The 26,742-nt window shown below is 72.7% G+C and carries 27 protein-coding genes, 1 other RNA gene and 1 pseudogene; 17 read left to right on the top strand and 12 right to left on the bottom strand.

Annotated elements, in window-relative coordinates:
• Positions 1-2 precede the first annotated feature (2 nt).
• From C3489_RS12685 to C3489_RS12730, 9 genes and pseudogenes are all read left to right on the top strand, one after another.
• Positions 3-830, top strand: a complete 828-nt coding sequence (locus C3489_RS12685) for an AraC family transcriptional regulator (protein WP_103781876.1) — start codon at positions 3-5, stop codon at positions 828-830.
• Positions 831-915: 85 nt separating this feature from the next.
• A pseudogene (locus tag C3489_RS40020) lies at positions 916-1,632 on the top strand (DMT family transporter); the annotation flags it as partial.
• 115 nt (positions 1,633-1,747) lie between these two features.
• An RNA gene (gene rnpB, locus C3489_RS12700) (RNase P RNA component class A) lies at positions 1,748-2,162 on the top strand.
• 310 nt (positions 2,163-2,472) lie between these two features.
• Positions 2,473-3,639, top strand: a complete 1,167-nt coding sequence (locus tag C3489_RS12705) for an ATP-binding protein (protein ID WP_103781878.1) — start codon at positions 2,473-2,475, stop codon at positions 3,637-3,639.
• Positions 3,636-4,037 carry a roadblock/LC7 domain-containing protein gene (locus C3489_RS12710; protein ID WP_103781879.1) on the top strand — a complete coding sequence of 134 codons (402 nt, stop codon included), beginning with the start codon at positions 3,636-3,638 and terminating at the stop codon, positions 4,035-4,037. Before C3489_RS12705 ends, C3489_RS12710 begins: the two co-directional genes overlap by 4 nt.
• Entirely contained in the window at positions 4,034-4,411 is a 378-nt protein-coding gene (locus C3489_RS12715; RefSeq protein WP_103781880.1) for a DUF742 domain-containing protein, read from the top strand. Before C3489_RS12710 ends, C3489_RS12715 begins: the two co-directional genes overlap by 4 nt.
• A complete protein-coding gene (locus tag C3489_RS12720; protein ID WP_103781881.1) occupies positions 4,386-4,997 on the top strand; it encodes an ATP/GTP-binding protein in 612 nt (203 codons plus the stop codon). The genes C3489_RS12715 and C3489_RS12720 overlap by 26 nt, the downstream gene beginning before the upstream one ends.
• Before the next feature lie 158 nt (positions 4,998-5,155).
• A complete protein-coding gene (locus C3489_RS12725) occupies positions 5,156-6,502 on the top strand; it encodes a cytochrome P450 (RefSeq protein WP_103781882.1) in 1,347 nt (448 codons plus the stop codon).
• 120 nt (positions 6,503-6,622) lie between these two features.
• The gene (locus C3489_RS12730) at positions 6,623-7,801 is read left to right on the top strand and encodes a tryptophan dimethylallyltransferase family protein (RefSeq protein WP_258054674.1); all 1,179 of its coding nucleotides are present in this window, start codon (positions 6,623-6,625) and stop codon (positions 7,799-7,801) included.
• A gap of 50 nt (positions 7,802-7,851) precedes the next feature.
• Here C3489_RS12730 and C3489_RS12735 read toward each other — a convergent pair whose 3' ends face one another.
• The 5 genes from C3489_RS12735 to C3489_RS12760 all read right to left on the bottom strand — a co-directional run bounded on the left by C3489_RS12735 (position 7,852) and on the right by C3489_RS12760 (position 12,832).
• Positions 7,852-9,135 (bottom strand): NAD(P)/FAD-dependent oxidoreductase, encoded by a 1,284-nt coding sequence (locus tag C3489_RS12735; RefSeq protein ID WP_103781959.1) that lies wholly within the window; start codon positions 9,133-9,135, stop codon positions 7,852-7,854.
• A gap of 96 nt (positions 9,136-9,231) precedes the next feature.
• Positions 9,232-9,567, bottom strand: a complete 336-nt coding sequence (locus tag C3489_RS12740; protein WP_103781883.1) for a MazG-like family protein — start codon at positions 9,565-9,567, stop codon at positions 9,232-9,234.
• A 37-nt stretch (positions 9,568-9,604) separates the two neighbouring features.
• Positions 9,605-10,150: a DoxX family protein gene (locus tag C3489_RS12745; RefSeq protein ID WP_103781884.1), complete on the bottom strand. Its 546-nt coding sequence runs from the start codon at positions 10,148-10,150 to the stop codon at positions 9,605-9,607.
• A gap of 775 nt (positions 10,151-10,925) precedes the next feature.
• Positions 10,926-11,696, bottom strand: a complete 771-nt coding sequence (locus C3489_RS12755; RefSeq protein ID WP_103781886.1) for an SDR family oxidoreductase — start codon at positions 11,694-11,696, stop codon at positions 10,926-10,928.
• Positions 11,697-11,800: 104 nt separating this feature from the next.
• The gene (locus C3489_RS12760; protein WP_103781887.1) at positions 11,801-12,832 is read right to left on the bottom strand and encodes a Gfo/Idh/MocA family protein; all 1,032 of its coding nucleotides are present in this window, start codon (positions 12,830-12,832) and stop codon (positions 11,801-11,803) included.
• 95 nt (positions 12,833-12,927) lie between these two features.
• On the opposite strand from C3489_RS12760, the gene C3489_RS12765 reads away from it, so the two are divergent.
• The 3 genes from C3489_RS12765 to C3489_RS12775 are packed head-to-tail and all read left to right on the top strand — an operon-like array spanning position 12,928 to position 16,382.
• A complete protein-coding gene (locus tag C3489_RS12765; protein WP_103781888.1) occupies positions 12,928-14,229 on the top strand; it encodes a multidrug effflux MFS transporter in 1,302 nt (433 codons plus the stop codon).
• A complete protein-coding gene (locus C3489_RS12770; RefSeq protein ID WP_181139649.1) occupies positions 14,181-15,374 on the top strand; it encodes a serine hydrolase in 1,194 nt (397 codons plus the stop codon). The genes C3489_RS12765 and C3489_RS12770 overlap by 49 nt, the downstream gene beginning before the upstream one ends.
• 12 nt (positions 15,375-15,386) lie before the next feature.
• A complete protein-coding gene (locus C3489_RS12775) occupies positions 15,387-16,382 on the top strand; it encodes a small ribosomal subunit Rsm22 family protein (RefSeq protein WP_103781890.1) in 996 nt (331 codons plus the stop codon).
• Between the two features lie 3 nt (positions 16,383-16,385).
• Here the strand turns inward: C3489_RS12775 and C3489_RS38665 are convergent, their stop codons facing one another.
• Entirely contained in the window at positions 16,386-16,553 is a 168-nt protein-coding gene (locus tag C3489_RS38665; RefSeq protein ID WP_181139650.1) for a DUF6243 family protein, read from the bottom strand.
• Positions 16,554-16,658: 105 nt separating this feature from the next.
• Here C3489_RS38665 and C3489_RS12780 point away from each other — a divergent pair, with 105 nt between their 5' ends.
• Together C3489_RS12780 and C3489_RS12785 are read left to right on the top strand one after the other, a co-directional pair.
• A complete protein-coding gene (locus C3489_RS12780) occupies positions 16,659-17,276 on the top strand; it encodes a TetR/AcrR family transcriptional regulator (protein ID WP_103781891.1) in 618 nt (205 codons plus the stop codon).
• A 115-nt stretch (positions 17,277-17,391) separates the two neighbouring features.
• Positions 17,392-18,117 (top strand): bifunctional DNA primase/polymerase, encoded by a 726-nt coding sequence (locus tag C3489_RS12785; RefSeq protein WP_103781892.1) that lies wholly within the window; start codon positions 17,392-17,394, stop codon positions 18,115-18,117.
• Positions 18,118-18,309: 192 nt separating this feature from the next.
• Here the strand turns inward: C3489_RS12785 and C3489_RS12790 are convergent, their stop codons facing one another.
• The 4 genes from C3489_RS12790 to efeO are packed head-to-tail and all read right to left on the bottom strand — an operon-like array spanning position 18,310 to position 22,566.
• Entirely contained in the window at positions 18,310-19,245 is a 936-nt protein-coding gene (locus tag C3489_RS12790) for a hypothetical protein (RefSeq protein ID WP_374936736.1), read from the bottom strand.
• 25 nt (positions 19,246-19,270) lie between these two features.
• On the bottom strand, positions 19,271-20,152 hold the full coding sequence (gene efeU, locus C3489_RS12795; protein WP_103781894.1) for an iron uptake transporter permease EfeU: 882 nt from the start codon (positions 20,150-20,152) through the stop codon (positions 19,271-19,273).
• A gap of 3 nt (positions 20,153-20,155) precedes the next feature.
• Positions 20,156-21,412 carry an iron uptake transporter deferrochelatase/peroxidase subunit gene (gene efeB / locus C3489_RS12800; protein WP_103781895.1) on the bottom strand — a complete coding sequence of 419 codons (1,257 nt, stop codon included), beginning with the start codon at positions 21,410-21,412 and terminating at the stop codon, positions 20,156-20,158.
• A 14-nt stretch (positions 21,413-21,426) separates the two neighbouring features.
• Positions 21,427-22,566, bottom strand: coding sequence for an iron uptake system protein EfeO (gene efeO / locus C3489_RS12805; protein ID WP_103781896.1), 1,140 nt, complete (start codon positions 22,564-22,566; stop codon positions 21,427-21,429).
• Between the two features lie 340 nt (positions 22,567-22,906).
• Here efeO and C3489_RS12810 point away from each other — a divergent pair, with 340 nt between their 5' ends.
• The 3 genes from C3489_RS12810 (at position 22,907) to C3489_RS12820 (ending at position 24,920) form a co-directional block, all read left to right on the top strand.
• Positions 22,907-23,803 (top strand): hypothetical protein, encoded by an 897-nt coding sequence (locus C3489_RS12810; RefSeq protein ID WP_258054675.1) that lies wholly within the window; start codon positions 22,907-22,909, stop codon positions 23,801-23,803.
• On the top strand, positions 23,796-24,440 hold the full coding sequence (locus tag C3489_RS12815) for a PhzF family phenazine biosynthesis protein (RefSeq protein WP_103781897.1): 645 nt from the start codon (positions 23,796-23,798) through the stop codon (positions 24,438-24,440). Before C3489_RS12810 ends, C3489_RS12815 begins: the two co-directional genes overlap by 8 nt.
• A 270-nt stretch (positions 24,441-24,710) precedes the next feature.
• Complete coding sequence (locus C3489_RS12820; RefSeq protein WP_103781898.1) at positions 24,711-24,920, top strand: hypothetical protein; 210 nt, start codon at positions 24,711-24,713, stop codon at positions 24,918-24,920.
• 142 nt (positions 24,921-25,062) lie between these two features.
• Here the strand turns inward: C3489_RS12820 and C3489_RS12825 are convergent, their stop codons facing one another.
• Positions 25,063-25,710 carry a heme oxygenase (biliverdin-producing) gene (locus tag C3489_RS12825; protein WP_103781899.1) on the bottom strand — a complete coding sequence of 216 codons (648 nt, stop codon included), beginning with the start codon at positions 25,708-25,710 and terminating at the stop codon, positions 25,063-25,065.
• 134 nt (positions 25,711-25,844) lie between these two features.
• Positions 25,845-26,702 (bottom strand): type I methionyl aminopeptidase, encoded by an 858-nt coding sequence (gene map / locus C3489_RS12830; RefSeq protein ID WP_103781900.1) that lies wholly within the window; start codon positions 26,700-26,702, stop codon positions 25,845-25,847.
• Positions 26,703-26,742: the final 40 nt, after the last annotated feature.

A 26,742-nucleotide genomic window follows, 5' to 3' on the forward strand; every position in this document is an offset into this window, starting at 1 on the left:
GGATGAACGGACGCGAAGAGGCACGCTGGACCAGGGCACGCCTGGGGCGCTGCGGGCCGCCGCTGGACCTGCTCACCGCCTCTTTCGACCGGCACGTCTACGCCCCGCACGCGCACGAGGAGTACACCGTCGGCGTGTGCGTCGGCGGCTCCGAGGTGATCGCCTACCGCGGCGGCCGCGTCCACGCCGGGCCCGGCTCGATCGTCGTCCTCGCGCCCGGTGAGATGCACACCGGAGGCCCGGCCACCCCCACCGACGGCTACGCCTACCGCGCCCTGTACGCGGCGCCCGGCCTGCTCACCGACGGCATGCTCGGCGGACTGCCGCACTTCAGGGAGGCTCTGCTCGACGACGCCGAGCTCGCCGCGGCCCTGCGTCTGACCCACACCGAGCTCGCCGCCTGCCCCGATCCGCTGGAGGCCGAGTCCCGTCTGCCCTGGCTGCTGACGGCCCTGGCCCGCCGCCACTCCACGGCCCGCGCGGCGAGCGACGCCGTCCCGGGCGCCGACCGCATCGCCGCGGCCGTCCGCGACCGCCTGGCCGACGAGCTCCTCGCCCCGCCCTCCCTCGCCGACCTCGCCGCCGACCTCGGCCTGTCCCGCTACCAGCTGCTGCGCGCCTTCCGTACGGCGACGGGGGTGCCGCCGTACGCCTGGCTGGCCCAGTACCGGGTGACCCGGGCGCGGGGCCTGCTGGAGTCGGGCCTGCGCCCCGCCGAGGTCGCGGGCCTGGTGGGCTTCGCCGACCAGGCCCATCTCACCCGCTGGTTCCGCCGGGTCCTCGGGGTGACCCCGGCGGCGTACCGCAACAGCGTTCAAGACGCACGGTGAGGCCCTGGCCGAAACTCGCCGTATGACTGCACGCGGCTGGTTCCTGTTCTCCCTCATGGGAGTGATCTGGGGCATCCCCTATCTCATGATCAAGGTGGCGGTGGACACGGTGTCCCCGGCCACCGTGGTGTTCGTACGGTGCGCCCTCGGCGCGGCCCTCCTGCTTCCCTTCGCCCTGCGGCAGCCCGGCCTGGCCCGCACCGTGCGCACCCACTGGCGCCCCCTGCTGGCCTTCGCGTGCATCGAGATCATCGGCCCGTGGTTCACGCTCACGGACGCCGAACGCCATCTGTCCAGCTCGACGGCGGGCCTGCTGATCGCCGGCGTCCCGATCGTCGGAGTCGCTCTGGCCCGGTTCTTCGGCAGCCACGAACGCCTCGGCATACGACGCCTGACCGGCCTCGCCCTCGGCCTCGCCGGCGTCGGCGTGCTCACCGCCCCGCACCTGACCGGCGGCGACGCCCGCTCTCTGGCCGAGGTGCTGCTGACGGTGATCGGCTACGCCACGGCCCCGCTGATCGCGGCGCGTCACCTCAAGGACGTCCCGTCCCTGCACCTGACAGCCCCTTGCCTGGCACTGGCGGCGCTGGTGTACGCCCCCGCTGCGGCGGCCACCTGGCCGTCCGAGACGCCCTCGGCGTCCGTCCTCGCCGCGCTGGCCGGCCTCGGCGTGATCTGCACGGCGGTGGCCTTCGTCGCCTTCCTGGAACTGATCAAGGAGGCCGGCCCGACCCGGGCCACGGTGATCACCTACGTCAACCCGGCGGTCGCGGTGGCCGCGGGCGCGCTCTTCCTGGACGAGCGTCTGACGGCGACGATCGCCGTCGCCTTCACCCTGATCCTGGCGGGCTCGGTGCTGGCCACGGCCGCGGCTCCGGCGAGGCCCGGACGCCCGGTACCATGGTCCACACGGCAGACGAGCCGGGCGGACGGCCGCGTGGAGTCCCCTTGAGGGGCTTCCCGAGGAACGTCCGGGCTCCACAGGGCAGGGTGGTGGCTAACGGCCACCCGGGGTGACCCGCGGGACAGTGCCACAGAAAACAGACCGCCGGGGGCCTCGGCCCTCGGTAAGGGTGAAACGGTGGTGTAAGAGACCACCAGTGCCCAGGGTGACCTGGGCAGCTAGGTAAACCCCACCCGGAGCAAGGTCAAAAGGGAACGCTCCTTCGCAAGGAGGGGCGGACCTGCGCGGACGTTCGAGGGCTGCCCGCCCGAGTCCGCGGGTAGACCGCACGAGGCCGGCGGCAACGCCGGCCCTAGATGGATGGCCGTCGCCCCGGGCTCCGCGAGGAACCCGGGGAACAGAACCCGGCGTACAGCCCGACTCGTCTGCCCCCCGCGCTCTCGCGCCCGCACCCTCACCTGTGAACAGGTCGAGGGGCGCCGGCGTGATCGAGACCCCCCACCCCCACTCCCGGCGCCGTACTGCCGTACCCCGGCGACCTCGCACCCCGAGCGCCGGGGCGCCGCACGATGTTCTCCTCGCGTAGACGCCGTGGCCCCCAACCCTTCGCTCAGCGGCAGGGTTTGACGGTCGGTCAACTGTTCGCCCGATGATACGATCACCGGACTTGCGGAGCGGGCGCGTCCACTCGCATGGACGGGATCATCAGCCGGCCGTCAGTCGCCTGAAGAGAGTCTTATGACGGAATACACAGCGAACCCGGTGCTCTGGGCGCTTCTCGTCCTTCTCATCGCCGCCGTAGCCCTCGTCGTCCGCCAGCGCAAGGCGGCCCGGGCGCTCGGACAGGAGATCGAGGGACTCAAGGCCCACTACTCCGACCTGGAGAACCACTACACCCAGTCCGTCCAGGCCGCCCAGGAGGAGGCCGAGGAGGCGACCAAGACCGTACTGAAGTCCGCGATGCGGACCCTGCAGGGCCTCGCCGCGGAGCAGCAACTGGTCCTCTCCCGGCTGCAGGAGAAGTACGGCGACTCCGCCATCCTGCAGGACCTGCTGGAGATCGACCACACCAACTCGCAGTTCGGCCGGCGGGCCCAGTCCATCGCCGTGCTCTGCGACGGCTGGCTCGGCCGCCACCGCGACGTGGCGTCCGTCTACGACGTGGTGCGCAGCGCACAGGGCAGGATCCGCCACTTCCGGCGGGTGGACATCCTCTCCCAGGTCGACTTCGGCATCACCAGCCGGGCCGTCGAGCCGGTGGCGCTGGCCCTGGCCGAGCTGCTCGACAACGCCACCAGCTACTCCAGCCCCGACACCGTCGTAGAGATCAACATCCGCACCGTGCCCAAGGGCATCTGCATCGTCGTTGACGACGCCGGTGTCGGCATGAACGACGAGGAGCGGGCCCGCGCCGAGGGCCTGCTGTCCAGCCGGCGGGTCAAGGGCGTGTCCGGGCTCGGCAACCCCCCGCAGTTCGGCTTCGCGGTGATCGGCGTGCTCTGCGAACGCTTCGGCTTCGAGGTGTCCGTGGACTCCTCCTCCCCGTACGGAGGTGTCCGCGCGGTCGTCCTGCTGCCGCACGAGCTGCTGACCGCCATGCCCGAGCAGAAGGCGCCGGCCCACACCATGCCCACGCACGCCGTGCCCCACTCCAGCGGGCCCGAGCCCGCGCTGACCGCGTCCGCCACCGCGGACGGCCTGCCCCGCAGGCGCCGCAAGCGGCCGATGGCGATCGTGCCCGGCAGCGCGCCGGACACCCGCACCTCCGGCCGCTCCGGTGCCGAGACGGCCGCGATCATGGGCGCGTTCCAGCGGGGCACGCAGTCCGGCCGCGCGGCGCGCGACGAGGCGGGCCCTACGAGCAGCACACGTGGTGCAAGCAGCGAAGGACATGAGGTCTCGTGAACGACGATCTGTCATGGATGCTCGACAGCGCCCTGGAGATTCCCGGGGCTCTGCACGCGGTCCTGATCTCGGCCGACGGTCTGTTGATGGCCCGGACGAAGGACTTCGACAAGGACGACGCCGACCGGGTCGCCGCCGCGATGAGCGGGGTGCAGTCCCTCAGCCGGTCGCTCGGCTTCTTCTGTGAGGACCCCCGGCACGCCTGGCGCCAGACCCTGGTGGAGTTCGACGGCGGCTGGGTGTTCCTGATCTCCGCCGGCGAGGGCGCCTACCTGGGCGTGTCCGCCGCCCCGGACGTCGACATGCAGGACATCACCTTCCGCATGCAGCAACTCGTCGGCCAGCTCGGCAAGGTGCTGGCCGCGCCGCCGCGCGAAGACCTCGGCGTGCACTCATGAGCGGCTACGAGGACTGGGAGCCCGAGGCCGCGCCCTTAGTGCGTCCGTACGTCATCACCAAGGGGCGCGGACTGCCCGACGACGAGCAGCTCTCCCTGATCACCCTCGTCACGGCGGCTCCCGAAGAGGGACAGCGGCCCACCCGGCTGTCGCCCGAGGAACAGCGGCTGCTGGACATCTGTTCCGCCGGCTACCTCTCGGTCGCCGAGATCGCGGGGCACACCCGGCTGCCGCTCGGCGTCGTGAGGATCCTCCTCGCCGCCCTGGCGGAGGGCGGCTACCTCATCACCCGCCCGCCCGTGGCCCGTGCCCCCCTCGCCGACCGGGAGATCCTAGAGGAGGTACTGAATGGTCTCCGCGCCAAGTTCGGCTGAGCCCGCCCGGCTCGGTGCGCAGGCGTACGTCCGCGGCGGTGCCGACCAGACCGCGGTGAAGATCCTCGTCGTCGGTCACTTCGCGGTGGGCAAGACCACCTTCATCGGCTCGATCTCCGAGATCGAGCCGCTGTCCACCGAGGAGACCATGACCCGGGCGGGGGAGGGGATCGACGACCTCAAGGGCGTGACCGGCAAGACCACCACCACGGTCGCCATGGACTTCGGCCGCCTCACCATCAGCGACCGGGTCGTGCTGTACCTGTTCGGCACCCCCGGACAGACGCGGTTCGTGCAGATGTGGGAGGACATGGCCCGCGGCGCGCTCGGCGCGCTGGTGCTCGTCGACCCGGAGCGGCTCGCGGACTCCTTCCCGGTGATCGACCTCATCGAGCACTACGGCCTCGACTACGCCATCGCCGTCAACCACTTCGACGGCTCCCCGCTGCGCGACGAGGCGGCCCTGCGCGAGGCGCTGGACCTGCTCCAGGACACCCCCGTCGTGACCTGCGACGCGCGCGACGAGCAGTCGTCGGCCGCCGCGCTGACCACGCTGGTCCGCTATCTGCTGGATCGCGCGCGGTAACGCTCCGCTGGGGTGCGGTATCGCTCCGCTGGGGTGGGGTGACGTGTTTCGGCCGCGGCGTCGTCGTGGCTGGTCGCGCAGTTCCCGCGCCCCTGCGGGGCGCTCCGCGCCCCCGGGACGTCGCTCCCTCACCCCCGGCACACCCCCAAGGAACTGACATGGACGCTCACACCCCCGCCCCGGTGCCCCCGCCCGGGTGCCCGGCGCACGGCTCCGGCGGCCGGGTGCCGCTGTACGGGCCGGAGTTCGCGGCCGACCCGCAGGCGTACTACGCCTATCTGCGCCACTACGGGGCCGCCGCGCCCGTCGAGCTCGCCCCGGGCGTCGAGGCGACCCTCGTCACCGACTACACCGCGGCCCTGCAACTCCTCCAGGACTCCGGCACGTTCCGCAAGGACGCGCGCCGCTGGCGGGCCATGAACGAGGGCAAGATTCCCGCCGACAGCCCGGTCGCGCCCCTGCTGTCCTACCGGCCCAACTGCATGTTCGCCGACGGCGCCGAGCATCTCCGGCTGCGCCAGGCGGTCACCGACTCCCTGGCCCGCGTCGATGTACGGCGGCTGAGCCGCAGCACCGAGCAGATCTCCACCTACCTGATCGACCAGTTCGCCGGACGCGGCTCGGTCGACCTGTGCGGCGACTACGCCAAGCAGCTGCCGCTGTTCGTCTTCAACGAGCTCTTCGGCTGCCCGGCCGACATCGGTGACCGGGTGCTGTTCGGCAGCTCCGGAATGTTCGACGGCGTCAACGCCGAGAAGGCCGTCGGAGTGATGTTCGCGGCCATCGGCGAGCTGGTCGCGCTGAAGCGGGCCAAGCCGGGCGACGACGTCACGAGCTGGCTGATGCAGCACCAGTCGGCGCTCACCGACGAGGAGATGGTGCACCAGCTCGCGCTGCTGCTCGTCGCGGGCAACGAACCGCTGCGCAACCTCATCGGCAACACCCTGCACCGCCTGCTCACCCACGACGCCTACGCCCACCGGGGCGGTCTGATCGACGAGGCCCTGGACGACACGCTGTGGGAGAACCCGCCGCTGCAGAACCTGGCGCCCCACTACCCGGCCGTGAACCTGGAGTTCGCCGGACAGCAGCTCCAGGCCGGCGACCTGGTGCTGGTCAGCTTCGCGGCCGCCAACACCGGCCCCGCGCTGGCCTCCGCCCGGGAGGCGGGCAGCAACCGGGCGCACCTGGCGTGGAGCGCGGGCCCGCACGCCTGCCCGTCCAAGGAGCCGGCGCGGCAGATCACCGTCACGGCCGTGGAGAACCTGCTCAACCGGCTGCCGGACATCGAACTCGCCGTCCCGGCCGACAGCCTCACCTGGCGCCCCGGGCCCTTCAGCCGTGGCCTCGTCGCCCTCCCGGCCCGGTTCACCGCGGCCGCGACCGCCGGCCGTGCCCCGGCCGCGCCGCACACGCCGAGCCCGTCGGTCCCAGCGCCCGAGGCCCCGCGCAAGCAGGAACGCGGCGGCCTGTGGAGCCAGTTCCTCACCTGGCTGTCGAAGTAGCCGGAAAAGAGGGGGTGATCCAGACAACACCCGTCAACTCCCGCCCCTTGCATGACGGTTAAACCAGGGGGGTAGTGAGGAACGCGGTAATCCGCTTCCTCACGAGACAAGGGAGGTGTCGTGGGACGAATATCCGCCGACGCCGCTTTCATACAACGCCCCCCGACGAAGGACACGCCGATACCCGCCCCCGCCGGCGGGTATCGGCATGAGAAGGAAAGACCCGGCACCCTGGGCGAACGCACGGCCGGCCAGCTCAGACGGCTCGCCGCCGTCGTCGGACTCGACCCGGACGACGCGGACGCCTACGCCGACGCCCTGCTCACCCTCCTCGGGCCGGTGGCCCAGCGGCCGCTGGACCTGCCACCGCCCTCGGCCACCTTCCTCTCCGACGACCACACCCCCGTCGAGTTCTCCCTCTCCTTCACCCCCGGTGCGGCCCCCGTGCTGCGTGTCCTGCTCGATCCCGGCTGTGGCGCAGGCAGCCTGGCGCGGGCGGGGCGCGTCGGCCTGGAGGCCGTCCGGGCGATGGCCCGCCGCTGGAACTTCGGCACCGACCGGCTTGAGGAGCTGGCCGACCTGTTCCTGCCGTCCACCGTCGAAGGCCCGCTGGCCCTGTGGTGCGCGCTGGAACTGCGCCCGGGCGGCACCCCGCAGGTGAAGGTCTACCTCAACCCGGCGGCAGGCGGCCCCGAGGCAGCCGCCGCCACCGTCCGCGAGGCCCTGCACCGGCTCGGTCACGGCAAGGCGTACGACGCCCTGCCGTCCGCCGACCGTCCGCTGTTCTTCGCCCTCGACCTCGGCGACTGGGCGGAGCCCCGGGTGAAGGTCTACCTCGCCCACCACGGCCTGACCGCCGCCGAGGCCGGCGGCCTGTCCCGGATGGCGCCCGGTCCCGCGCCCGCGGAGATCGAGGAGTTCTTCACCCTCGCGGGCGGCATGGACGCACGGCTGGACCGTCGCCCCGGCCAGTCCTGCCACGCCTTCACGGAGACGGCCACGGGACTGCCCAGCGGCTTCACCCTGTACGTCCCGGTGCGCGAGCACGTCGCCCACGACGGGGAGGCCCTGGAGCGGGCGCGAACGCTGCTGACCCGCTACGGCATCGACCCGGCCCCGCTGGCCCGCTCCCTGTCCGCCGTCACCACCCGCCGCCTCACCGACGGCGTGGGCCTGGTCGCCTACCTGGCCCTGGCCCACCAGCACGGCCGCCCGCCACGGGTGACCGTGTACGTCTCCTCGGAGTGCTACCGGATCCGCCCCCCGGCCGCGGTGCCGGTGACCGAGACCGTCGGCTGACCCCGGCGCGCAGGCTCCCCCGAGGCACGACCGCCGGGGGAGCCGGCCCGTCACCCGCGCTGCAACTCGGCCAGGTACGCGCCGACGTCCACCTGGATCGAGGCGCCCTCACGGCTGCCGTACCGCTCGGCGATGCCGGTGAGGTAGGCGTCGATCTCCTTGCGCATGACGTCCTCGGCCGGCAGGGACACCTCGCCGTCCACCAGCTCCGCCACCCAGCGGGCCTGCGCCTCCACGAGCCGCGTGATCGAGCCGACGGGCCGGATCAGACCGACGAAGTACAGCCCCGGGTGCCCGGGCGCCACGATCCGCTTGTACAGCTCCACCACGCCCCGCTCGTCCGCCGGGCAGCCGGCCGGCAGGAACGGGAACGCCATGCGGAACCCGGTGCAGTACACGACGGCGTCGGCCGCCACGCTGCTCCCGTCGGAGAAGACCACACGGTCGCCGTCCAGGGACTCGATCGCCGGCTTCGGGACGACGGCGCCGTGCCGGATACGGCTGAGGATCTCGTCGGAGATGGTCACGGCCGACGAGAAGATCGGATGGTCCGGCTCCGGCAGCCCGTAGTCCGCCAGCCTTCCCCGCGCCACCAGCAGCGCGTTCTCCACGAACCGGCGCTGCTCGGGGAAGGACATCGCGGTGAACCACGGCGCCTCGGCGATGAGGTCCACGGACATGCCGAACAGCTGCTTGGGGATGATGTGCAGTCCCCGCCGCACGGACAGCCAGGTCCTGTCGGCGTACCGGGACAGATCGGCGGCGATGTCGACGGCGGAGGCGCCGAGCCCCACCACGACCACCCGCCGGCCGGCGAAGTCGCTGCCGTCCCGGTAGTCCATGGAGTGCAGAATCGATCCGCCGAACGTGTCGGCGCCGGGCGGCAGCTGCGGCATCGCCGGCAGGGTGTTGTGCCCCGAGGCGACGACCACCTGCGAGAACACCCTCTCCCTCACGCCCCCGGCGTCCCGGCTGCGCACGACCCACCTGCCGCCCGCGTCCGGCCGTACGGAGAGCACCTCGGTCCGCAGCTCGATCCGGTCCGACAGCCCGGCCCACTCGGTGAAGGCGCGCAGATAGGCGGCCACATCGCTGTGCCGGGGGTAGAGGGGCAGCTCGGCACCCATGGGGAAGTCGGCGTAACCGGTGAGCTCCTTGGCGCTGTTCAGATGCAGGGCCAGATAGGCGGGCCCCCGCTCCCCGGCCCCGGGCTGCCGCCAGATCCCCCCGACATCCGGTGCCTTCTCCAGGCACACGAAGTCGATGCCGCGGGCGTTGAGCGCGTGTGCGGCCGCCAGTCCGGACAGGCCCGCACCGATCACGCACACGCTCACGCGGCCCCCCACGCAATGGTCACCAATCGTTTTCGCACGGGCATTGACTGCCCATCGAACACTTGAATCACACCGGCCACACCGTGGCATGCGCCACTACGGCCCCTCGACCGCGAGCGAGCGCCGGGTGACGCGCTCCAGATGCCGCGCGAACACGTCCCGGGCCTCCGGCGTCAGCGTGCGCAACGCGACCAGAGCCGTGATGACGACGTCGCACAGCTCGCCCTGCACGTCCTCCCAGGTGTGGCTGGTCCCCTTGCGGGGGTTGTGCCCCGTGGCACCGATCACGGCCTGGGCGACCTCACCGACCTCCTCGGACAGCTTGATCACCCGAAGCAGCAGCCCGTCGGCGCCGCCCGCCTCCCGGTGCTCCTCCAGCCACCCCCACAACTGCTCGACGGCACCCCACAGCTCGACGTCAGGCTCACTCATGCCGGGCAGCCTGCCACGCCGGCCCCGACGGACGGCTCTAGTCCTCCTCGAACAGGGCCTCCTGCTCGCCCTCCCGCTGCCGGCGCAGCTGCTTGACGCGGGCGCCGATGACGAGGGCGGTGCCGAGGCCCGTCGCGGCCAAGGCGACCGGGACCATCCAGCCGCGGTTCACGGCGTGGCCCAGCACCGCGTCGAGGGAAAGCCGGCCGGGACCGGTGACGGCGAGGCCGGCGGCGGTCAGGCCCAGGGAGGCGGCGTACTCGTAGCCGCCGCTCTGGGCGAAGAAGCCGTTGGGGGCGTGCACGGCGGCGGCTCCCGCCATCGCGCCGGCCGCGGACGCGCCGGCGGCCGGGGTGGCCAGGCCCATCGCCAGCAGCACGCCGCCACCGGTCTCGGCCAGGCCGGCCGCCATCGCGCTGGCCTTGCCGGGCCGGTAGCCGACGGACTCCATGAACTGCCCGGTCCCCTCCAGGCCGTGCCCGCCGAACCACCCGAACAACTTCTGCGTCCCGTGCGCGACCAGCACACTGCCGGTGCCCAGCCGGAGCAGCAACAGCCCCAGATCACGTCGATCGAACGTCACGCTAACTCCCTGGCCGGCGGAACATCACCCTCCCAAGGTGCCACCGAATCCCCTGCCCCACCTCTCGCGACCCCCCGTTCGGGTACCGAGAGCTGCGGCGGACCGGAGGTGGGCTACGCAGCCCGGCGTCGACTTGTGCCCGGCGCTGCGGCGGCCCGGGGGCGGGTGGCGCAGCCCGGCGCGACGGGGTGCCGCTGCGCCCACCCGTGCCGCCCCAGCGGCACGACTGCCCGCAGCTATGCGGATACGGGTGCCGCCCCCGCGCGGCGGCGGCACCCGTGCCGGTAGCGGCGACGGCCCGCAGCCGCGTACGGCGGGAGGGGACGGGGTGGGGGGTGTCCGCCCGCAGCGGCCGGCACCGCCAACGGCACCCGTGTCGGGGACAGTGGGCCGGACCGAGGACGGATACCCCCACCCCGGCCCCGACCCACCCACCGGCCGGAGGCGCTACGCACGCCACGACGCGACCGCAACGGGCCGCCGCAGGCATATAAGGGGCGCGGGGAACTGCGCGACCAGCCACAACGCAACCCGCAGGCGAAATGTACGGCAGCCGCCCCACCGCGCTCGGTGCGCACCCCGTAGGGCCCACCCCCTCCCGACGCGCAGTGGAACGGCTGCCGTCTCCCCCCTCGGTATTGGCTTACGGAACCCCCGTGCCCCAACTGTGAAGCTCTAGTGAAGGAAAGTTGAGCATACGTCGACCACCCCCCGCAATGGGCCGGATATCCAAATTCCGCTTCTCCCGGTCGAAGCACCCAACCCCAGAGCCCCCTCAGCCCCGCCCCACATACGGCATCGTCGTAGCCAGCACCGTCGCGAACTGCACGTTCGCCTCCAACGGCAACTCCGCCATGTGCCGCACGGTGCGCGCCACATCGGCCACGTCCATCACCGGCTCAGGAACCACGGAACCGTCCGCCTGCAGCGCCCCGGTCTGCATACGGACCGTCATGTCCGTCGCCGCGTTGCCGATGTCGATCTGCCCCACCGCGATCCGGTACGGCCGCCCGTCCAGCGACAGCGCCTTCGTCAGCCCCGTCAGCGCATGCTTCGTCGCCGTGTACGGCGCCGAGTGCGGCCGGGGCACATGCGCCGAGATGGAGCCGTTGTTGATGATCCGCCCACCCTGCGGCGACTGCTCCTTCATCTGCCGGTACGCCGCCTGGGCGCACAGGAACGCCCCGTTGAGGTTGGTGTCCACCACATGCCGCCAGGCGTCGTAGGGCAGTTCCTCCACCGGCACCCCGCCCGGCCCGAACGTGCCGGCGTTGTTGAACAGCAGGTCCACCCGCCCGAACCGCTCCACGGTCGCGGCGAACAGCGCCGTCACCGACTCCGGTTGCGTCACATCCGTCGGCACGGCCAGCGAGGCGCCCTCCGGCACCAGCCCCGCCGTCTCCTGAAGACTCTCGACGCGACGCCCGGCCAGGGCCACGGACCAGCCCGCGCGCAGCAGCTCCACCGCGACAGCGCGTCCGATGCCGGACCCGGCGCCGGTCACCACGGCGACCCCGCGCTGTTCGGTAACTCGTTCAGCGTTCATGCTGCGGAAGCGTAGACAAGAGTCCACGTTCCGAAACTCTCATTCCGCCATCCGAACGCGCCATCCGAATGCCGTCCGAACGCCATCCGAACGGCATACGAACGTCATACGAGCGCCACGGCCTCCCCCGTGGGATCCCCCGCCTCGCTCGGATAGCGGACACCGACCCGGCCCCGGATCGCGTCCAGCGTCCGCATCACCGCGAGCGTGCCGTCCAGCGGCACCAGCGGCGACTCCGTCTCACCCGCCCGCAGGGCCCGCATGACCTCCTTCGCCTCGTGCCGCAGGCTGGTGCGCGGCCCGTCGGCCGGGTCGGCGGCGAACTCCTCGGGGTCCTTGCCGTCGCGGTGCAGCACGAAGCGGTCGGGGTGGAAGAAGCCGTTCGGGATGTCGATGCGGCCCGCCGAACCGGTCACCGACGCGGTGACCGCCGTACCGCCGACGATGGAGCAGTGCAGCGAGGCCAGCGCTCCGGAGTCCCAGGACAGCACCGCCGCGGTCTGCAGGTCGACGCCCTCGGGGGAGAGCACCGCGCGGGCCGTGACGTCGGACGGCTCACCCAGCAGCAGCTGCGCGAAGGACACCGGGTAGACGCCGAGGTCGAGCAGCGCGCCGCCGCCCTGAGCCGGGTCGCGCAGCCGGTGCGCGGGCGGGAACGGCCCGGCGAGCCCGAAGTCGGCCTGGACCGTGCGCACCTCGCCGATCGCCCCGTCGTCGACGAGGTCCTTCAGGCGCCGCACCAGCGGGTTGCAGTACATCCACATGGCCTCCATCAGGAAGCGCCCGTGCTCGCGGGCCAGCGCCACCAGCTCCCCGGCCTCGCGGACGTTCAGCGTGAACGGCTTCTCGCACAGCACGTTGCGCCCGGACGTCAGGCACAGCCCGGCCGCCGCCCGGTGCGCGGCGTGCGGGGTGGCGACGTACACCACGTCCACGTCCGCGTCCTCGGCGAGCGACCGCCAGTCGCCGTACGCCCGCTCGATCCCGAACCGTTCCGCGAACGCCTCCGCCGACTCCTCGGACCGCGAGGCCACCGCCACCACCCGCGCGTCCGGCAGATCGACCAGGTCCGCCGTGAACGCGGCCGCGATCCCGCCGGTCGCGAGAATGCCCCACCGCACGCCGTCCGCCGTCATACCCGCCCCACCCTCTGTTGCGTCTTCAAGCAGTCGTTCCGAGCTGAGAGCATAGGGGCCGATCCGGCGCCGAGGGAGTTCGAAAGGGAGGGCGCATGTCCGAGGGAGGGGCCCCGATACCGCAGGCCGCGCAGCCGGTCGTCGGCACGGGCACCGAGCCGCACACCCTGGCGGCGCGGCGGCGCACCGGATGGCTCGTCACCCTGGCCCTGGGCGGCCTGACCGCCACCCCGCCGCTCGCGATGGACATGTACCTTCCGTCGCTGCCGGAGGTCACCCGCTCCCTGCACGCGCCCGCCGCGACCGTGCAGCTCACGCTCACCGCCTGTCTGCTCGGCATGGCGCTCGGGCAGCTCGTCGTCGGCCCGATGAGCGACCGGTGGGGCCGCCGCAGGCCGCTCCTCGCCGGCCTCGCCGTCTACACCCTGGCCACCGTCCTGTGCGCGCTGGCGCCGACCGTGGAGCTGCTCGTCGCCTTCCGGCTGGCGCAGGGACTGGCGGGCGCGGCCGGCATCGTCATCGCCCGGGCCGTCGTGCGCGACCTGTACGACGGCGTGGCCATGGCCCGCTTCTTCTCCACCCTCATGCTGATCTCCGGCGTCGCCCCGATCGTCGCCCCGCTCATCGGCGGGCAGATCCTGCGCGTGACCGACTGGAGGGGCGTGTTCGTCGTCCTGACCGTGGTCGGGGCGCTGCTGGGCGGGCTGGTGTGGTTCCGGCTGCCGGAGACGCTGGCACCTGGGGAGCGGCACCGCGGTGGTGTCGCCGAGGCGCTGCACTCCATGCGCCGGCTGCTCGCCGACCTGCCGTTCACCGGCTATCTGCTGGCCGGCTCCTTCGCCTTCGCCGCGCTGTTCGCGTACATCTCCGCCTCGCCGTTCGTCGTCCAGGAGATCTACGGCGCCTCCCCGCAGACCTTCAGCCTGCTGTTCGGGCTGAACTCGGTCGGCCTGGTCGTCGTCGGCCAGATCAACGGCAAGGTGCTCGTCGGCCGGGTCCGGCTGGACCGGGTGCTGGCCGTGGGCCTGGTGGTCCTGGTCCTCGCCGCGACCGCGCTGCTGCTCATGACGGCCGGCGTGTTCGGGGACGTGGGGCTCGCCCCGGTCGCCGCCGCCCTGTTCGTGCTGATGTCCGCGATGGGCGTGACGCTGCCCAACACGCAGTCCCTCGCCCTGCTGCGCACCCGGCACTCGGCCGGCTCCGCCTCCGCCCTGCTCGGTACCTCCTCCTTCCTCGTCGGCGCGGTCGTCTCCCCGCTCGTCGGGATCGCCGGGGAGGACACCGCCGTCCCCATGGCCGTCGTCCAACTGGCGGCCGCACTGGTGGCGCTGGCCTGCTTCATGGGAATGTGCCGTCCCTGGAACACACGTGCGGACGCGGAGGGAGCAGGGAACTGAGCGCGCCGAGACTGCGCAGGGACACCGCCGAGAAGGCCTGCCTCGACCCCGAGGAGATGCGCCGCCTGGCCGCCGACGTGCACGCCCTCACCGCCGGGCCACGGCCCTGGGCGGCGGGCGCCGTCGTGGTCGCCGGGCGCGGGCCGGTCGTCGCCGTCGAGGAGGCGGCGGGCTGGGCGCTGCGGTACGCCGCGTACGACCCGGAGACGGACCGGGGCGTGGAGCTGCCGGAGCCGGAACGGGTGCCGATGACCGTCGACACCCCCTTCGACCTGGCGTCCCTCACCAAGCTCTTCACGGCGGTCGCGGCCGTGCAGCAGATCGAGCGCGGCACGCTCGGCATCGACGCCAAGGTCGGCGCCTACCTGCCCGACTTCCGCGCCGCCGCCGAGCACGGCGTCACCGTGCGGCAATTGCTCACGCACACCTCCGGCCTGCGCCCGGAGCTGCCGCTGTACGACTGCGTCAGCGACGCGGAGCGGCTGGGCCGGCTGCGCGCGGAGGAACCGGCGACGGAGCCCGGCAGGTACCTGTACTCCGACCTGAACATGCTGCTGCTCCAGCAGCTGCTGGAGCGGCTGACCGGCCGCCCCCTGGACGTCCTCGTCCGCGACGGCATCACCCGCCCGCTCGGTATGACGGCGACCGGTTTCGGCCCCTGCCCGGGCGCCGCCGCCACCGAGGACCAGCGGCGGCCCTGGGCCAAGGCGGACCGGGGCCTGCTGCGCGGCGTCGTGCACGACGAGAACGCGTGGGCGCTGGGCGGCGTCGCCGGCCACGCCGGGCTCTTCTCCACCGGCCGCGACCTGGCGGTCTTCTGCCGCGCCCTGCTCGCCGGCGGTTCCTACGGCCCCGCCCGCATCCTCGGTCCCGACTTCGTGGAGCTGCTGCTCACCCCGCCGGGCCTGGGCTTCGCCGTGGACCAGCCGTGGTTCATGGGCGAGCTCGCGGGCCGCGGCGCGGCCGGCCACACCGGCTTCACCGGTACCTCCCTGGTCCTGGACCCGGCCACGGACACCTTCCTCGTCCTGCTGGCCAACACGGTCCACCCGCGCCGTCGCCCCTCCGACAGCCGCCCCCGAGCGGCGGCGGCGACGAGGCTGGCCCGGGCGGTCCGGGGAGCGAAGGGACACCGCGGGACCTGAGAGAATTCCGGGGTGAATGCCCCCGTGTCCTCCTCTCCGGCCGAAACCCTGCGCGCCGGCCTCGCGCAGCTGCTCGACGGCCTGCCGCCCAAGCAGGCCGCGCGGGCCGTGGAGCGGCTGATCGCCCACTACCGCGGCGCCACCCCGACCGACGCCCCCATCCTGCGCGACCGGGCGGACGTGGCCGCCTACGCCGCCTACCGGATGCCGGCGACGTTCGAGGCGGTGCGCGCGGCGCTGGAGGAGTTCGCGGACGCGGCGCCCGACTGGACGCCCGCCGGCCACACCGACGTCGGCGGCGGCACCGGAGCGGCCACCTGGGCGGTCGAGGCGACCTGGCCGGGGGAGCGGCCGGTGACCGTGCTCGACTGGGCCGAGCCCGCGCTCGCCCTCGGCAAGGAGCTCGCCGCCGCCCGGCCCGCCCTGCGCGACGCCCGCTGGCAGCGCGCACGGATCGGCGCCGACCTGACGCTGGCCCCCACCGACCTGGTCACCGTCTCCTACGTCCTGAACGAGCTGACGGCGGCCGACCGCGCCGCGCTCGTCGACGCGGCGGCAGCGGCCGCGCAGGCCGTGGTCGTGGTCGAGCCCGGCACCCCCGACGGCTACGCCCGCGTCCTGGAGGCCCGCGCCCGCCTGATCGACGCCGGCTTCCGTATCGCCGCGCCCTGCCCGCACAGCGCCGGCTGCCCCATCGAGCCCGGCACCGACTGGTGCCACTTCTCCGCCCGGGTCAGCCGCTCCTCCCTGCACCGCCAGGTCAAGGGCGGCTCACTGCCGTACGAGGACGAGAAGTTCGCCTACGTCGCCGCCGCCCGCTTCCCCGTCGTCCCGGCGGCCGCCCGCGTCGTACGCCGTCCGCAGATCCGCAAGGGGCAGGTCCTCCTGGACCTGTGCGAGCCCGACGAGCGGCTGGGCCGCACGACGGTCACCAAGCGGCACGGCGACCTGTACAAGGCGGCCAGGGACGCCGAGTGGGGCGACGCCTGGCCGCCGCGGGAGCCGTAGCGGCTACCCGCGTTTCTCCTTCAGCCTGCGCAGCAGCTCCCGCTTCTGCGCCTGCGGGTCCGGATGGCCGCCGGCTCGTGCGGACCCGCCGCCGCCGCGCAGCGCCGCGCGGCCGAGGTTCTTCCGGGTGCCGCCGACACCCAGCATGCCGCCTGCTCCGCCTCGGGCCATGAGGAGCCTCCTTCCGATCACAGACAGAGACGATACGTACCGTCTCGCTAACGGCTTCCAGCCTCAGCGAGACGGACCGTCTTGTCAACCTGATAAGTTGCGCCCATGGCCACCAGCAAGCCCACCCCCGACACCAGCCGCCGCAGCGAGAAGTCCCGGCGGGCCATCTACGACGCCGCGCTCGCGCTCGTCGCCGAGGTCGGCTACCCCAAGACCACCGTCGAGGGCATCGCCGCCCGCGCCGGGGTCGGCAAGCAGACCATCTACCGCTGGTGGTCGTCGAAGGCGGACGTGCTGCTGGAGGCGTTCCTGGACCTGGCCGGCCGGACCGCCGAGGCGGCCGGGCAGGAGCCGTACGCCATCCCCGACACCGGCGACCTCGCCGCCGACCTCAAGGCCGTGCTGCGCGCCACCGTCGACGAACTCCTCGACCCCCGCTTCGAGGTGCCCTCACGCGCCCTGAGCGCCGAGGGCGTGGTCAACGAGGAGGTCGGCAGGCACTTCGTCGCCCAGCTCCTCGAACCCCAGCTCCAGCTGTACGTCGACCGCCTGCGCGCCGCCCAGTCCGCGGGCCAGGTCCGCCCGGAGATCGACCCGCGCATCGCCCTGGAACTCTTCGTCTCCCCGCTCGCCCAGCGCTGGCTGCAGCGCACGGGCCCGATCTCCTACGAGTACACCGACACCCTCGTCGACTACGCCTTGTACGGCCTCGCCCCGCGCTGAGGGTGTGCGGTACGTCTCGTCCGCGGTACCCGGGATGTCCGCACCGGCCCCCCGATGCACCGGATGGTGGGACCATAGGGCATGCTGTCGGCACCACAGCGAGGCGAGGGGATAGATGAGCGCGGAGTTCGGCGGTCGGAGGAGCCTGACGGGCAGACTCACCCAGTGGCTGCGGGGACGCGGCCCCGAGCGGCCCGCCGCCGAGGACGGCCGTGAGGCGCTGCTGCTCGCCGCCGCCCGGGCCGGACTGCCGCTCGCGCCCGCCGCGCACCCGGCGCCCGGCTACCGCTGCTCCTGCGACCGTGTGGGATGTCCCACCCCGGCCCGCCACCCGATCTCGTTCGCCTGGCAGACGCAGTCCACCACCGACCGGGCGCAGATCGAGCGCTGGGCCCGCCACCAGCCGCAGGCCAACTTCATCACCGCGACCGGCATGGTCCACGACGTCCTGGACGTCCCGCTGGAGGCCGGCCGCGAGGCCCTGGAGCGGCTGCTGGCCGAGGGGATCGACGTCGGCCCGGTGGCCGAGAGCGACGACGGCCGCATGCTGTTCTTCACCCTCACCCGGGGCACGCCCGAGGACGAGGACGAGTGGTGGCCGTGCGAGCTGGACTGCCACCCGGAGACCATGGCCGAGCACCCCGGTCTGCGCTGGCACTGCCGCGGCTCCTACGTCCTGGTCCCGCCCGCCCGCCTCCCCGGAGACGCCGGCGAGTCGGTCCACTGGCTCCGCGGCCCGGAACACCCCCTCCCCGACCCGCTGACGCTCCTGGAACCCCTGACAGACGCCTGCGCCCGCCACGCGACCCAGGACCCGACCCCCTGGCCCCTACGCCACTGACGCGCCGCGCCGACCAGGCGCCGCAGGCGCCTGGGGGCGCGGGGCTGTACCCGATATGCGGCTCCGCCGCGTGGGCGCGACCAGCCGCCCGAGGGCGCCGCAGGCGCCTGAAGGGGCGCGGGGAACTGCGCGACCAGCCACAACGCACCGTAACAGGCCGCCGCAGGCACCCCCGCAAGCCGCCGCAGGCAATCAGCTACCCTGCGCCGACGTCATCCCCTGCGTACGCCCCAGCACCGTCAGCCTCGCCCCGGCGGATCCCTTCCCCGGGTCCAGCGCGACCTCGTTGGAGACGAACTCCATCATCAGCGACTGCTTGATCTCCCCGGTGGTGAGAGCCAGCACGTCCCGGCCAGGGTTCGGCACGGACGCCCCCGCGGCAGCCGTCTGCTTCTGGTAGTGCCGGGACGCGAAGAACACCAGCGCCCCACCGTCCTCGGTCCGCAGCGCGAGCGGCGCGTAGTCGCCGCCGGACAGCGGCGAGTCGATGTACTGCGTGGCCAGCCCCGGACGCCGGGACTGCTTCTTGCGGTTCGCCCGCCACACACTGGTGTGCACCCCGTTGGCGAAGTCGGTGCCACCGTTCTGGAGATACGTCGTGTACCGCCGGCTCAGATCCTTCGGCGCGGCCACCAGATCCGCGGAGGCGGGGTCCACCGCCTGGGCGAAACCGTCCGCGTCCTTCTTGAACCGCGGCAGCGACGCCGGCTTCACGAGCGTCAGATACGCCACCTGCCAGGGCTCCCGCTCGTCGTGCCGCAGGAACACCATCAGCCAGCGGAGTTTGGAGGCCTTGTTGCCCTTGGCGTCCACCACGAACCACCGGGGCCAGCCGGCCTTCTTGGGGATCGTGTACTTCGCGTCCGACAGCACCAGCGGCGTGTGCGCCTTGTTGCCCTGCGGGTAGTTGGTGTGCCGGGCCTTCAGCCGCGCGGCGTCGATGTCGCCGAACGCCCCCGTGGCGAAGTCGGCGTCCAGGGAGGCGTCGTAGGCCTTGTCGGCCGCGTTGTACGCGGTCGTGAACTGCTGGAACGCCTTCGCGGCCTCTCCCTGCGTGGTGGCCGGGAGCACCTCGCGCTCCCCGTGCACCACCACGCACCCACTCGCGGTCAGCGCCAGCGCGGTCAACGAGGCCGCGGCAAGCGCCGCGCGCTCACGCCTGCGAAGCCGTCGACGGCTGGGAACCCTTGTCTCCCGTGTCATTGGGCTGCTTCACCTTCCCCTTCCCGGAGGCGAACCCTACCGGGGCGAGGAAGACGGCGAGCGTCGGGATCAGGTACAGCAGCCACACCGTGATCTGCAGGACCGTCGGATCGGGCTGGAAGTTGAACACGCCCTTGAGCAGCGTGCCGTACCAGCTGTCCGGCGGGATCGTGGAACTGATGTCGAAGGCCAGGTTGTTCAGCCCCGGCAGCCAGTCCGCCTCCTGCAGGTCGTGGAAGCCGTACGCCAGCACACCGGCCGCGACGACGACCAGCATGCCGCCGGTCCAGGTGAAGAACTTCGCCAGATTGATCTTCAGCGCGCCCCGGTAGAACAGCCAGCCCAGGAACACCGCCGTGGCCAGGCCCAGCGCGACGCCGATCAGCGGGCGCGGGGTGCCGTCGGAGGCGGCGTGCACGGACGCCCACACGAACAGCGCGGTCTCCAGGCCCTCCCGGCCGACGGCCAGGAACGCGGTCACCACCAGCGCGCCGGTGCCCATCTTCAGGGCCGCGTCCAGCTTGCCGTGCAGCTCGGACTTCAGATGCCGCGCGGTGCGCCGCATCCAGAACACCATCCACGTCACCAGGACCACCGCGAGGACGGACAGCGACCCGCCGAGCGCCTCCTGCGCCTTGAACGTCAGCTCCTGCGAGCCGAATTCGAGGACGCAGCCGAAGCCGAGCGCGATGGCCACCGCGATGCCGATACCGATCCAGATGGGCCGGATCGCGTCCCGCCGCCCGGTCTTGACCAGGTAGGCGATGAGGATGCAGACCACCAGGCTGGCTTCCAGCCCCTCGCGCAGGCCGATCAGGTAGTTGCTGAACATCGGCTACGCCTCCTCGGAGAACAGCGTCCGGCCCCACCAGTCGGCGGAGTCGCGGACACCGGGCGGGATCGCGAAGATCGCCGAACCCACGTGCTGGATGTACTCGTTGAGCGCGTCCATGCGCGAGAGGTTGCGCTGGATCGGGATGAACCCCTTGCGCACGTCACGCTGGTAGGCCAGGAAGAACAGGCCCGCGTCCAGCCGGCCGAGTCCGTCGGTGCCGTCGGTGAAGGAGTAGCCGCGGCGCAGGATCGTCGCCCCGTCGTTGGAGTCGGGGTGCGCGAGCCGTACGTGCGCGTCGGGCTTCATCGCCTTCAGGAACGGCTCGTCGCGCTCCTTGGCCTTGCCGACCGGGGCGCCCTCGCCCTTGTCGCGGCCGAAGACGTCCTCCTGCTCCTGCAGCGAGGTGCGGTCCCAGGTCTCGATGTTCATGCGGATGCGCCGGGCGACCAGATACGACCCGCCGGTCATCCAGTCGGTGCCGTCGCCCTCGCCGACCCACACGAACTTCTTCAGGCGGTCGGTCTCCGTTCCCGCGATGTTGCGGGTGCCGTCCTTGAACCCCATGAGATTGCGCGGGGTCTGCGCGTCCGGCGTCGTCGACGACGTCTTGCCGAAGCCGAGCTGGGACCAGCGGATGGCGACCTTGCCGAAGCCGATGCGGGCCAGGTTGCGGATGGCGTGCACGGCGACCTGAGGGTCGTCGGCGCAGGCCTGGATGCACAGGTCGCCGCCGCTGCGCGCCTTGTCCAGGTTGTCGCCGGGGAACTGCGGCAGGTCCATCAGGGCCTCGGGCCGCTTGTCCTTCAGGCCGAACTTGTCGAACAGCGACGGACCGAAGCCGATGGTCAGGGTGAGCCGGGACGGCTTGAGGCCGAGCGCCTCGCCGGTGTCGTCCGGCGGGGCCTCGGCGAGCCCGCCGTAGGCGCCCTCGCCGACCGCCTTGCCGGCCGTCATCCGCCGCGCCGCCTCGGTCCAGTCCTTCAGCATCTGCACGAAGGCGGCGCGGTCGGTCGTGGTGACGTCGAACGCGGCGAAGTGCAGCCGGTCCTGCACCGGCGTGGCGATACCGGCCTGGTGCTCGCCGTGGAAGTCGACGGCGCCGCCCGCCTCGGCGGCGGCCGGGGCCATGTCGTCGCCGGTGCGGGTCACCGCGACGGCGCCGCCGGCCACCGCGGCGCCGAGCGCCAGCCCGGCACCGCCCCAGCCGATCAGCGCGCGCCTGCTGGGCGTCCTGGCGCCGGTCTCCGTGTCCGTCATCGGTGGTCCTCCGGTTACTTCGCGACGGCGGCGGCGAGCTTGGACAGCGGCTCCGCCAGGGCGTTCACGGCGTCCGACAGCTGCTTGCGGTCACCGGCCCCGACCTTGTCGTAGGAGGTGAAGTCGTACGACTGCTTGTCGGCGCGGTACTTGTCGAGCAGCGTGTTCAGCGCGGCGAACTGCTTGTCCAGTTCGGCGGTGAGCGCCTTGTCGTTCTCCTGCGCGACCGGCTTGAGCAGCTCGTAGGACTTCTGCGCGCCCTCGACGTTGCCCTTGAAGTCGACCAGGTCGGTGTGCGAGTAGCGCTCCTCCTCGCCGGTGACCTTGCCGGTGGCGACCTCGTCGAGGAGCTCCTTGGCGCCGTTGGCCATGGAGGTCGGGGTGATCTCGGCGGTGCCGACGCGCTTCTGCCAGTCCTTGAGGTCGGTGACGAGCTGATCGGCGAGGACCTTCTCCTCGGCGCCGATCTTCCCGCCCTGCCACAGGGCCTTCTCCAGGCGGTGCCAGCCGGTCCACTTCTGGCCGGCCTCCAGGCCGTCCTCGCGGACGTCGACCTTGGGGTCGATGTCGCCGAAGGACTCGGCGACCGGCTCGGTGCGCTCCCAGCCGAGGCGGGAGGGCGCGTACGTCTTCTTCGCCGCCTCGACGTCCCCGGCCTTGACCGCCTTCACGAACGCCTCGACCTTGGGCAGCGTCTCGTCGGCCTGCGCCTGCGCGTAGGCGCGGTAGGCGGCGACGGCCTGGTCCAGGCGCGGGTCGCGCCGGGCGGTGGTCCCGCCGGTCACCTTGAGGGCCTGGCGTATGCCCTTGCCCTTCATGCCGGGCTTGCAGGCGATCTGGTAGGCGCCGGCCTTCACCTCGGCGGTGACCTTCTGCTTGGTGCCGGGGCCGATGTTCTCGCGCTCGGCGACGACCCGGTCGTCCGGGAAGAGGACGTAGACCTCGGTGACCTTGGAGCCCTTGTTCTCGATGGCGAGCTCGACGTGGCCGGCCGGGACCTCCTTCTTGGAGACCTCGCACTTGTCGTCGGTCGCGGTCACCTCGATGGCGTGGTCGCTGCTCTCGGCGTCGCTCTTCTGCGTGCAGCCCGTGACGGCGGTCAGGGCCGCCGCCGTGGCGACGGCGGCGGTGACGGTCAGTCTTGCGGCTCGCATGCGGGCTCCCGGCGGTGGCTGAAAAACGTGGTGTCGGGCCACACCAGGGTTGGTGAGGCTCGCCTAACTTAACCGAGGCTTACCTGCGTGATACCCCCGCATGCCGTGATTCACCTCTCATGGACGCTGTAAGGGCGCGACTTGATCACGGTGACTCAAAATAGATGTCAAAGAAAGGTCAAAGGGAATTCAAAGATTCCGCCTTGCCCGGCCCGGGACCTGCGGAGGCGGCCACAGGGGCGGGCCCGGCTGCCGACGAGGTGTCGGTGGCGGCACGCCGGGCGCACCGAAGCGCGGGCGGCGCATGATCGCGGTCGCCCGCTCCGCCACACTGGCCGTCGTGAAGCGGGTGAGCCGGGGGATCAGGGAAACGCTGCCGGGGGACGCACTGGTGCTGGCCGTGTCGGGGCGGACCGGCCCGCCGCCGTTGCGGTTCGAGCGGGCCGACGGCGGGCGGTGGCTGCTGCGGCAGGGCGAGCGCCCCCTTCTCGTCGGCCGGTTGACGGACGGCGGCTGCTGCCCGGACCTGCGGCTGCGCCGCCTCGACGGCTACCGCTCGCCGCTGCCCCCGCTGACCGCCGCCGCACAGCGCGCCCGCACCGCCTGGGCCCACCACTGCGCCCGCCTGCTGGAGGAGGCCCCGCACGGCCCCCTGCACGACGGCCGCTGGCACCTGCGCCGCCGCACCGCCTTCGAACCCGGCGTGTGGGGCGAGGACTACGTCACCACCTGGCCGGACGCCGAGCTCGGCCTGTGGTGCGCGGGCGGCTGGCACGGCGTCCTGCCGCTGCGCCCGCTCTCCCCGCCCGACGCCCCCCGGGTCAAGGCGTACCGCAGGCACGCCCGCGAGGGCAGCCTCGCGCCCGTCCTGCTGTGGTGGGTGTCCTTCCTCGACGGCTGGCTGATTCTCGACGGGCACGACCGCGCCGTGGCCGCGCTCGCCGAGGGCGCGGAGCCGGTGTGCGTGGAGCTGGTCCGCGCACCCGACGAGGCGGACAGCCGGCGCACCCTCGCGGAGGTGACCGAGGCGCACGAGCAGCTCATGGCGAGGCTGGACGCGCGCCCGCCGCACCCCGGCCACGCGGCGCAACGCGCCGCCCTGGAGCGCGGGTACGCCGACGCGCTCGGCTCCCTGCCCTACGAACCCGAGGGCACACGCGTGTGGCCGCTGCCCGGCGGCGCCCCCGCCTGGGACGTCCTGGCCGCCCGCGCGATGCTTGAATGCCCAGGTGACTGATTACGACGTACTGCGCGTCTTCTGCGCGCCGAACGGCGGCTACGGCAACGAACTCGGCGTCGTCCGCGACGGATCCCGGATGCCCGACGAGGCCGAGCGGCAGGCCTTCGCGGGCAAACTCGGCTTCAGCGAGACCGTGTTCGTCGACGACCCCGAGCGCGGCGTGATCGACATCTACACGCCCACCCTGCGGCTGCCGTTCGCCGGCCACCCGTGCGTGGGCAGCGCCTGGCTCCTGGACGTGCCCGAACTCGTCACGCCCGCCGGGGTGGTGGGCGCCCGTCAGGACGGGGAGTTCTGCTGGATCGAGGCCCGCGCGGAGTGGGCGCCGCCGCGCACCCTGCGCCAGTACGCCAGCGCCGCCGAGGTCGACGCCCTGCCCGTGCCGCCGCCGGGGGAGTGGATCTACGCCTGGGCGTGGGAGGACGAACCGGCCGGCCGCGTACGGGCCCGCGGCTTCCCCGGCCGCGACGACGGCATCACCGAGGACGAGGCGACGGGCGCGGCGGCCCTGCTCCTGACGGACCGACTCGGCCGCGCCCTGAACATCACCCAGGGCGCGGGCTCCCAGATCCTCACGGCCCCCCAGCCACACGGCTGGGTGGAACTCGGAGGCCGGGTGATCTTGGAACGCTGAGAGGGGGCGGGGACTGGGCTCGGCTGGAGCTGGAGCTGGAGCTGGAGCTGGAGCTGGGCGCCGGGCTCGGTGGGGCGGGGTGTTGAGTCGGTGTGCCGCGCGGCTCGTGGGTTCGGTCCGCTGCGTGGGGCGGGGTGGTGCGCAAGCGGTGGGGCGGGGTTCGCGGCCGTTCAGGTGGTAGGGCGGGCGCACGGGTGGCGGGGCGTGTGTGGGCGGTCGCGGCCGGGGACCTCTGGCGTGATCTGTCACCGACCCCCACAGGAGGGTTCCATGCGCATGCGCTCGGTTCTGGCCGCTGCTCTGCTGACCGTCACCCTGACCGCCGCGGGCGCGGCCACCGCCGCCGCGGCGAACCACGACCCGCGCCACGGCGTGGACGACGGCACCGACGTCTGCGCCGCCTACTACGGCGGCATCACCTCCGAGGGCGGCAACCTCGCCTGGGGCGGCTCCTTCTGCCGCGGCGACCTCGGCGACTGAGCCGACTGAGCCCTCCGCGGCACGGGCACGCCCCGGTTCGCCCTGTCGGGCACGGGCACGCCCGGTCCGCCCCCGGGCGCCGGCACGCCCTGGTCCGCCCCCCGGTGGGGCGGGTCCGGGGCGTGTGCCGTTCCGCGGCCGTTCACGCCGACAGCGGGAACTCCTGGCCCAGCGCCCGGAACACCGCGGTGTTCAACGCGAACGCCCGCTTGCACTCGGCGACGATCCGCTGCTTCTCCAGGTCGTCCACGCCTATGCCGTCCAGCAGCGCCCGGTAGTCCCGCTTGAACGCGGCCGGGTTGCCGATCCCGTCGAAGACGTAGAAGCGCACCCCGTCGCCCTTCCGCGCGAACCCCCACGTCCGCTCCGCCCGCCCGCGGATGATCTGCCCACCGGAGAGGTCGCCGAGGTAGCGCGTGTAGTGGTGGGCGACGTACCCGCCGGGCCAGCGCTCGGCGCACACCCGCACCCGGTCCGCGTACGCCCGTGTCGCCGGCAGCGCCGACAGGCCCGCCCGCCACTCCGGGCCGCGCAGGTGCGCCAGATCCCGCTCCAGCGCGGGCAGGCGCAGCAGCTCCGGTCGCACGAACGGCCCGGCCACCGGGTCCGACGCCAGCCGCCCGGCCCCCGCCTCCAGCGCCTCGTACACGAACCACAACTGCTCGGTGTAGCGCGCGTAGGCGTCGACGCCGAGCCGGCCGCCGAGCAGGTCGCTCATGAACGTCGAGGTCTCCGCCGCCATGTGCTGCTCGTGGGAGGCGGTGCGGATGACGGTGGAGAACGACTCCATGGACGACACTCCTAAGTTGCCGACGGTCTGTCGGTAAGTTTACCGACAGGCCGTCGGCAAAACATCAGCGCATGCACACGGCAAAAAGGCCCGCCCTCGCAGGAGGGCGGGCCACAGCGCGGGGTACGACGGCGTCAGGGCAGCGTCAGGATCTCCGCACCCGTCTCCGTGACCGCCAGCGTGTGCTCGAACTGCGCGGTCCGCTTGCGGTCCTTCGTCACGACCGTCCAGCCGTCGTCCCACATGTCGTACTCGTGCGTGCCGAGCGTCAGCATCGGCTCGATCGTGAACGTCATCCCCGGCTGGATCACGGTCGTCGCGTGCGGGCTGTCGTAGTGCGGGATGATCAGGCCCGAGTGGAACGACGAGTTGATGCCGTGCCCGGTGAAGTCCCGCACCACGCCGTAGCCGAAGCGCTTGGCGTACGACTCGATGACCCGGCCGATGACGTTGATCTGCCGGCCCGGCCGGACCGCCTTGATCGCCCGGTTCAGCGCCTCCCGGGTGCGCTCCACCAGCAGCCGGCTCTCCTCGTCGACGTCCCCGACCAGGTACGTGGCGTTGTTGTCGCCGTGCACCCCGCCGATGTACGCCGTCACGTCCAGGTTGACGATGTCGCCGTCGCGCAGCACCGTCGAGTCCGGGATGCCGTGGCAGATCACCTCGTTGACCGACGTGCACAGCGACTTCGGGAAGCCGCGGTAGCCCAGCGTGGAGGGGTAGGCGCCGTGGTCGCACATGTACTCGTGCGCCACCTTGTCCAGCTCGTCCGTCGTCACGCCGGGCGCGATCAGCTTCGCGGCCTCCTCCATCGCCTGCGCGGCGATCCGGCCCGCGACGCGCATCGCCTCGATCGTCTCCGGCGTCTGCACCTCCGGCCCGGTGTACGGCGTCGGCGCCGGCTTGCCGACGTACTCGGGACGGCGGATGTTTCCGGGCACGGAACGGGTGGGAGACAGCTCCCCTGGTACGAGCAGCGACTGGCCAGACATGCCAGCGAGTCTAACCAGCGGGCATGGGGGAACATGTCGG

The organism is Streptomyces sp. Ru71 (genome assembly GCF_002920535.1).
GTDB lineage: Bacteria > Actinomycetota > Actinomycetes > Streptomycetales > Streptomycetaceae > Streptomyces.

Coding starts and splice junctions, on each gene's coding strand:
- C3489_RS12685 (WP_103781876.1), top strand. CDS start 3: ATGAACGGACGCGAAGAGGCACGCTGGACCAGGGCACGCCTGGGGCGC.
- C3489_RS12705 (WP_103781878.1), top strand. CDS start 2,473: ATGACGGAATACACAGCGAACCCGGTGCTCTGGGCGCTTCTCGTCCTT.
- C3489_RS12715 (WP_103781880.1), top strand. CDS start 4,034: ATGAGCGGCTACGAGGACTGGGAGCCCGAGGCCGCGCCCTTAGTGCGT.
- C3489_RS12720 (WP_103781881.1), top strand. CDS start 4,386: ATGGTCTCCGCGCCAAGTTCGGCTGAGCCCGCCCGGCTCGGTGCGCAG.
- C3489_RS12725 (WP_103781882.1), top strand. CDS start 5,156: ATGGACGCTCACACCCCCGCCCCGGTGCCCCCGCCCGGGTGCCCGGCG.
- C3489_RS12740 (WP_103781883.1), bottom strand. CDS start 9,567: ATGAGTGAGCCTGACGTCGAGCTGTGGGGTGCCGTCGAGCAGTTGTGG.
- C3489_RS12755 (WP_103781886.1), bottom strand. CDS start 11,696: ATGAACGCTGAACGAGTTACCGAACAGCGCGGGGTCGCCGTGGTGACC.
- C3489_RS12760 (WP_103781887.1), bottom strand. CDS start 12,832: ATGACGGCGGACGGCGTGCGGTGGGGCATTCTCGCGACCGGCGGGATC.
- C3489_RS12765 (WP_103781888.1), top strand. CDS start 12,928: ATGTCCGAGGGAGGGGCCCCGATACCGCAGGCCGCGCAGCCGGTCGTC.
- C3489_RS38665 (WP_181139650.1), bottom strand. CDS start 16,553: ATGGCCCGAGGCGGAGCAGGCGGCATGCTGGGTGTCGGCGGCACCCGG.
- C3489_RS12780 (WP_103781891.1), top strand. CDS start 16,659: ATGGCCACCAGCAAGCCCACCCCCGACACCAGCCGCCGCAGCGAGAAG.
- C3489_RS12785 (WP_103781892.1), top strand. CDS start 17,392: ATGAGCGCGGAGTTCGGCGGTCGGAGGAGCCTGACGGGCAGACTCACC.
- efeU (WP_103781894.1), bottom strand. CDS start 20,152: ATGTTCAGCAACTACCTGATCGGCCTGCGCGAGGGGCTGGAAGCCAGC.
- efeB (WP_103781895.1), bottom strand. CDS start 21,412: ATGACGGACACGGAGACCGGCGCCAGGACGCCCAGCAGGCGCGCGCTG.
- efeO (WP_103781896.1), bottom strand. CDS start 22,566: ATGCGAGCCGCAAGACTGACCGTCACCGCCGCCGTCGCCACGGCGGCG.
- C3489_RS12820 (WP_103781898.1), top strand. CDS start 24,711: ATGCGCATGCGCTCGGTTCTGGCCGCTGCTCTGCTGACCGTCACCCTG.
- C3489_RS12825 (WP_103781899.1), bottom strand. CDS start 25,710: ATGGAGTCGTTCTCCACCGTCATCCGCACCGCCTCCCACGAGCAGCAC.
- map (WP_103781900.1), bottom strand. CDS start 26,702: ATGTCTGGCCAGTCGCTGCTCGTACCAGGGGAGCTGTCTCCCACCCGT.